The sequence below is a fragment of the Desulforhopalus singaporensis genome (assembly GCF_900104445.1).
In the GTDB taxonomy this organism is placed as follows: Bacteria; Desulfobacterota; Desulfobulbia; order Desulfobulbales; family Desulfocapsaceae; genus Desulforhopalus_A; species Desulforhopalus_A singaporensis.
In genome coordinates, this window is the sequence record NZ_FNJI01000075.1 from 1 (window position 1) to 6,800 (window position 6,800).

Genomic DNA, 6,800 nt, shown 5'->3' on the forward strand with positions numbered 1-6,800 from the left:
AAAAGAACCCTTTGGGAACTCATCCGCTCTACCATGCAGTTATTTGAGGTAGATTCCATGGAGAGAGTCCTGCGGATAATAGTTTTTGGCAGCAAGGAGGCTTTCAAAACGTAATGGCTTCTTGCTCAACCCCAAAAACGTTGTTTCAAAGATCAAATCCCCATGAAAAAATCATATTTCCATGGGAAAATGGATTGATGTGCCCAAGAAACAGTCAATTTTAGGAAAAAAAGACTTCATCTCCGGATAAATCGTAGATGAAAGCCTTGCTCCTTTAAAATTCATCATGACAACCTCTGATACCTCATGAAGAGTTGCGTCTTTGGCGAATAAGTCGCTAAAACGGGAATAGCTGGCGCTCAGTAAGAGTATCCCTGACAAACTTTTCACTGTTGAAATTATGGTAGACAAGCGCCGTATCAAGATGGGTAAGCCCGCGGTTAATCAAAAAGTTCACAGAAACTATCCATATCGGCTGTTGTCTGTCTGATCGTTTTGATATTTGATTTAAGGAGCAGTCCCATGCCCTAAGGCATAGTTTTTTCATATTAATAATATCAGAAGGTTCGCAGTTATGATTTCCGCAATTTACCAATTTGCAGGTTTGTCTCACTCAGCGGGATATTGTGCCTTGGTCGCGAGAGCAGGGCAATTTTCAAATTCAGTGACCTGGTCGTCCAGTATGGTTTTTAAATTATTACCGGCCTAATACCGTTTCCAACTGCTCAAAAGAGATGTCGAGAAGGTCATCTTGGTGGGAATAGTCTTTATTGCTAAAGTTGAAGTGTGTCTGAAAATCGATCGTTTGAATTTATCTTCCTCTTCAGCTTTGCACAAAACAGATAGGGTTACAGCCGAACGGTTTTTCTTCATGATAATGGATGTGAAATGAACGTCCATCGCCCCAGTTTCCATGAGTTGGTCCATGGCATCTTTAAGCATCTCACCTGTCATGTCGTCTATATTGCATTCCAGCAGACAGACAGGACTTGTCTTGAGCCGGTTTGGTGGATCAAGCGTGGTAGCAAGACTGACTCGCAGCACATTGGGGATCTCAGTATCGCGGTGACCAATACCATAAGCGGTTTTTTCTAGCATTAGTTCTGGAGCGTGTTCGAAACGATCAACTAGTTCGGCGAGGATCGCTGCCCCGGTTGGCGTGGTAGTTTCTTTTTGTATTGCCCCGCGTTTGGTAGGGATGCTGGCTAGAATTTCCAGGGTGGCAGGCGCGGGAACCGGCATTACCCCGTGGGCGCACTTGACGAAACCTCCGCCGAGTTCAACAGGAGAACACCAGACCTCATCGATTTCCAGAGCATAAAAGCATATGGCTGCACCTACGATATCAACTATGGAGTCCGTGGCCCCTACTTCATGAAAATGTACTTCAGAGAGTTGCTTTCCATGAATTTTTGCCTCCGCCTCGGCAACTCGTTGGAACATAGCCATACTTTTCGCCTTGACCTCATCAGCAAAACTGCTTCCGTTTATAATTTTTCCAATATCTTTGAGATTACGGTGTGCATGTCGAGAGTGGCTATGGTGTCCCCGCTCGTGGTTCCCGTGATGGCCGGAGTTTCGATGATGGCGATGTTTGTCTTCTTTCAATACCACATCGACTCGGGTGCCATGAATGCCTTTGCGCTCATCGGCAGAGACTTCAATGGAAAAATCATCATCAATGCCCAGTTTGGCTAACTCACCGATGAGATATTCCGGGTCTACGCCCAAGTCAATCATCGCCGCAAGATTCATGTCGCCGCTGATGCCAGCAAAGCAGTCGTAATATAGAATTTTCATAATGTTTTTTTGTCTTGCAGACATCCTTCCTGAGAATGTCTGCAAGATTGGGAAGTTGCAATTGAATAGGCGGAGGGGCCTCACGACGAGCCAGATTGTCGTCGCGCAGAGGTTCCTCCGTGACAATCACCGCAATGTCTTTTGTGGCTGCATGCGTGAGTCCCGCAGTTCCTTCCTGGTTTTGTGTATCGAGGGAATTTTATTGAATCTGGCATAAATTGCAGTCATAGGTATTGATGATGCAAACGAAATCTTCATTACTGCCATGGAAGGGAAAACCAAGATTGACAACCCTTTAATCTGCTTTGGCTTTTTCAAAAAATCCAGTAACACCCTGGGCGACTAACTGGTCCCACGAATCACCTTCTCCAAAGCCGAGAATAGAGAGTGAATCTCCATTTTGAGGTACGTTTCTATACAACATTTTTAACTCCATTATGTCAGCCCTGAGGATTGTCTGTTTGAAGGGCTAAAATAAGTAGTTTTTCATCTTAGTGACAACACGATCAAGGTGATTTCTTAGGGCTTTACGAGCATTTGTCGCATCACGATTTTCAACATATTCCAGAATTGTCTCAAGGTCCTCAAATTGGTACGACAAATCACTGTTCTGAAATGCGATGTGATACCAGAATCTGGATGTCGTCCGGTTTAATGAAAGAAGTGTTGATTTTAGCGTTTTGTTCTGTGTCGCCTCATAGAGTTTATCGTGAAAGTTCTGGTCGTATTGCGCTAGTTTCTCAATATCTTGGTTTTCAGATGCCAAATACTTTTTCAATTTTTGGTAAATCTTTTTGAGCTCCTCCAGTTGCTCGCCTGTGACTCTTTCTGCGGCCAGCTGGCCAGCCAACCCCTCCAACTCCCTGCGCATTTCTATGATATCCTTGATCTCCTGGATATCAATCTGAGCGACAATGATTCCTACTCGTGGGATAATCTGCAAAAGATTCTCGGTCTGTAATTGAAGAAGGACTTCCCTCAGAGGCGTTCTTCCTATCTTGTAGTGTTCTACCAGGTCTTTTTCATTTAACATGTCTCCGGGTTTCAAACTGTTTGTAATGATCCGGTACTGTAAATTTTCATAAACTTTATCTTTGGATTTTGGGTTTGCCATGGCTACCTGTGCTGTGCCGTTATTGAATGTTGTTTTGTAATAGAAAAGCAATGTTAAATTTCAAATAGATATATCACAGAATAATCATTAATGAGAGCTCTGTTCATACAGATAATATATCATAAATGCATAACTATATAAATAAAAATTTAAATCTAACCAGTTGCACAAGCAACACATTTAACAATTTTCTGCAACTTACAGAGAATATCCAAAAGTAAAATGATCAATATTATTGTTGACAACATATACAGATAATGATTTATTGATGATATATCAGAGACAGATCAGTACGGTTTCTCACTCTTCGGTCCAGTGATGACATTCTGTGTTTTAGCACTCGTGAGAGTAAAATTAAAAACAGTGCACGAAGCCAGAAAAATAAACTAGGATTCACAAATCAAGGAGGAGGTGTATGAGAGTCTTGTCAATTACTTTTTTGTTGGTCTACTTCGCTATACTTTTATACATGGGGTTTAGAAGTAAAAAAGTGGAGACGTCCGAGGAATTTTTTTTAGCAGGAAGGTCAATCTCAAAATGGGTGCTTGCTCTTGGCTTTCTTGCATCCTGGTACGGCGGATCATCCTGTATTGTGTCGGCCGACAAGGCATTTAAGTCAGGTTTGGGATCCTTTTGGGTCGTGAGCGGCCCCAATGCACTAGCACCATTACTTCTCATGTTCTTTGCAGCGTGGATTAGAAGATTGGGAATAATCTCTCAAATTCGGGTTATGGATCAGAGATATGACAAGACCACAGGTAACTTTCTTTCTGTTATCGTAATATGGTACATGACCACTTGGGCTGCTTCCCAAATGGTCGCGGCAGGTAAATTTTTTTCTACGTATCTCAACTTTTCCTATGAATTTGCTGTCATTACAGGGGTAGCCATCGTATTTCTGTATGGGCTTTATGGTGGGTACCGTGTCGTTACGTACACTGATATTTTCCAATTCTGGTTCCTTCTTGTAGCCATGTTCATTACAATGGTGGCTGGCATCATGGCGGTCGACGGTGTTGGGCCTATGATTTCTGCCTTAAAGCAGAAATCGTCCAGCACTGGAGTCCAATACTTCAGTCTGTTTGAGAATTTTTCGACAAACTTCATGTATGTTGTCTCGTTTGGGCTGGGGTGGGTTATTTCGGCTGACGCCTGGCAAAGAGTTAGTGCAGCGAGGACGCCAGACGACTCAAAAAAGATGTTGTTGATTAGTGGGTTGTTATTCATCCCTCTAGGAATATTGAGCCTGATTGTAGGCCTAGCCGGTGCGGTACTGTATGATGTTATACCGGAAGGAGGAGTTCTTGCAAATATCGCCACCACACAGCTGCACCCAGTCATCGCTGCAATTGTATTTGTGGGTGTTGGCGCAGCTCTAATGTCCACTATGGACACTTCCATCAATACCGGTTCAATGTCGATCACCGAGGATATCTATCGCAAACTGATCAATCCTGAAGCAAGCAATCAGCAAATGGTTAAGGTCGCTAGGATCGGTACCGCTATTGTTGCAGTCATTGCGGCACTTGTTGCACTGAAGTTACGAAATATTCTCTGGGTTCTTTGGATGTCCAGCGACATAATTATGTGCGGTGTATTCTGTCCATTGATCATGGGATTTATATGGAGAAGAGGAAATTCAAAGGGCGCCATGGCGAGTATGATAGGAGGGTCGTCTTTCGTTTTTTATAATGTCCTGGTGGATCTGGGGGTTCAGATGCCTATATTCTGGCCAAACTGGCCCTACAGGCTCCTTTATGGTTTGACAATAGCAGTTATACTTTATTTCAGTGTCAGTCTTCTTACTAGTCCAGAATACGAAAAAGCCGACAAGTTTATATCAAGGACCCGTAGTGAAAAGAAAACGATAAAAGAAGACCCTGTTGCCGATACAGTCATGTAGCATGATGTCCCCTGACAATCCTAAACGTTAAACTGCTTTTACAATTTCAAGCATATGATTGTTATTAACTCGAAGGCTAATGACAAACTTTGATAAAGCAGCACTGTGTTTTATTTTGAACGTTATTTCAATCAGATATAGTTAGCGCACAATGTATGCTATCTGACGTATACGGCTTATTAACCCAACGAGCAAACAAGATAAGCCCTTGCGATATTATGTGATCGATATTACGTCAATAATAGTGATACGCAAGGCTATTATTCTTTCAAAAGCCCACCGGGTCAATAATTATAAGTTGTTTTGCTCTGTGCTTGTGCTCGGCAATCAGGTTTCGTCTAATATATCAAAAACTATAAGATTGGTCGCCAGACTCACTACTGGTGAGTAGGACTTGTATAAAAGAGTCACCAAGGTTATGTGCTCACTCCAGAGATATTCGGAGAAAATCATAGCTTTTTTTCGACGTCAATGGGCAAAATGCACACTTATGTAACCTAATTAATGCACGGATTAATAAAGGAATGAACTATGTCAGGAATTATATGGATCATTGACGAGGAGTGGAGTGATTACGAAATAGAAGAAGAACTCATCAAAATCAATCTCCCAGACTATGAAATAAAATATTCGCAAAAGAGTTACGAGAAAGACCTTGAAATTTTTGGGAAAAATGCGGATGCAATTATTTGCCAGATTGATATCGATATGCCCGCGGAAGTAATTCGAAGTCTTGAGAACTGTAAAATTATTTCAATATACGGCACAGGATATGAAAAAGTTGATGTCAAGGCTGCAAATGAAAAAAAGATTCCTGTTGTAAATGTTCCAAACTTTTGTACTGAAGAAGTCTCCGATCACGTGATGGCGTTCATTTACTATTTTTGCAAAAAGGTGCATTCCTATACGAAGTCTCTCTTTTCGGAAAGGTGGGGGATAGACGCTGTTGCTGTTGCTGAAATGCCAAGACGACTACAGGGAGCTATTCTCTTTGTTGTTGGATTTGGAAATATCGGAATGGCTGTGGCCAGAAAAGCAAAATGTCTCGGTATGGAAGTTGTGGCTTATGATCCCTATGTCTCTAAGGATAGTTTTGGCGCTTTAGGTGTTCGCAGTGTTAGCTGGGAAACCGGTTTTAAGATTGCAGATTTTGTAAGTATCTTTACCCGCCTTACGCCTGAAACAAAATTGTTGATAGGAATGGAAGAATTCAAGATGATGAAAAATAATGCGGTGTTAATAAACACGTCAAGAGGTGGCATAGTAAATGAGACGGAGCTGGTCAATGCCATTGACAAAGGTATTATCGCAGGTGCAGCTCTTGATGTATTGACAACAGAACCGCCAGATGCTCAAAACGAAATCTTAAAAAGAGAAAAAATTCTTGTGACACCACATGTGTCTTACCTGACACGAGAATCTTTAATTGAACTGAGAGAAAAAACCACCAATAATATAATAATGGCTATTAAGGGGCAAAAATCAATTATGTCTGTTAATCAGAGATGAAAAATAACTCTTTTACAGCGCCTAAAGTTGACCTCTTAACAAAACCAAAGTGATGATATTATTTTTCTTTAAAAGCGCTTGAAACTAGAAGAGATTTTGAAAGAAGAATATGAGTGAGAAAAAGGGGAAACCCCTGGAAGCTGATTTGGGTCATCTCTGGAACTGAGGGTGTTCAAAATTTTGTGTCAGTAACTGAAAGCTGATATATTCAGCGACCAAAGGAGACTGACATGACAGAAGAAAAACCAGAATTTGATTTTCAGCAAGCTCTTGAAGAGCTCCAAAAAGGCAAAGCCCTTCTCGGAAAAGAAGGAATCCTCACCCCGCTTATCAAACAGCTGACCGAAGCTGCACTGGAAGCAGAGTTAGATACTCATCTGAGCCAGGAGATTACCGGTAATCGTCGCAACGGCAAGAGCAAAAAAAACATAAAATCAGCCAATGGCAGCTTCGAACTGCAAACCCCTCGAGACC

5 protein-coding genes are annotated in these 6,800 nt (G+C 41.8%); 3 read left to right on the forward strand and 2 right to left on the reverse strand.

Features of this window, described 5'->3' with window-relative positions; genetic code table 11:
* Window positions 1-705 precede the first annotated feature (705 nt).
* Together larC and BLQ17_RS21325 are read right to left on the reverse strand one after the other, a co-directional pair.
* Window positions 706-1,824 (reverse strand): nickel pincer cofactor biosynthesis protein LarC, encoded by a 1,119-nt coding sequence (gene larC / locus BLQ17_RS21315; RefSeq protein ID WP_218121879.1) that lies wholly within the window; start codon window positions 1,822-1,824, stop codon window positions 706-708.
* 445 nt (window positions 1,825-2,269) lie between these two features.
* Window positions 2,270-2,914: a GntR family transcriptional regulator gene (locus tag BLQ17_RS21325; protein WP_092226230.1), complete on the reverse strand. Its 645-nt coding sequence runs from the start codon at window positions 2,912-2,914 to the stop codon at window positions 2,270-2,272.
* Between the two features lie 415 nt (window positions 2,915-3,329).
* Between BLQ17_RS21325 and BLQ17_RS21330 the strand changes: the two genes are divergently transcribed.
* The 3 genes from BLQ17_RS21330 to BLQ17_RS21340 all read left to right on the forward strand — a co-directional run.
* The gene (locus BLQ17_RS21330; RefSeq protein WP_092226231.1) at window positions 3,330-4,817 is read left to right on the forward strand and encodes a sodium:solute symporter family protein; all 1,488 of its coding nucleotides are present in this window, start codon (window positions 3,330-3,332) and stop codon (window positions 4,815-4,817) included.
* 531 nt (window positions 4,818-5,348) lie between these two features.
* The gene (locus BLQ17_RS21335; RefSeq protein ID WP_092226233.1) at window positions 5,349-6,326 is read left to right on the forward strand and encodes a C-terminal binding protein; all 978 of its coding nucleotides are present in this window, start codon (window positions 5,349-5,351) and stop codon (window positions 6,324-6,326) included.
* A gap of 230 nt (window positions 6,327-6,556) precedes the next feature.
* Window positions 6,557-6,800 (forward strand): transposase (locus BLQ17_RS21340; RefSeq protein WP_176761386.1); only part of this gene is annotated, 244 nt, incomplete at its 3' end.

Coding starts and splice junctions, on each gene's coding strand:
- larC (WP_218121879.1), bottom strand. CDS start 1,824: ATGTCTGCAAGACAAAAAAACATTATGAAAATTCTATATTACGACTGC.
- BLQ17_RS21325 (WP_092226230.1), bottom strand. CDS start 2,914: ATGGCAAACCCAAAATCCAAAGATAAAGTTTATGAAAATTTACAGTAC.
- BLQ17_RS21330 (WP_092226231.1), top strand. CDS start 3,330: ATGAGAGTCTTGTCAATTACTTTTTTGTTGGTCTACTTCGCTATACTT.
- BLQ17_RS21335 (WP_092226233.1), top strand. CDS start 5,349: ATGTCAGGAATTATATGGATCATTGACGAGGAGTGGAGTGATTACGAA.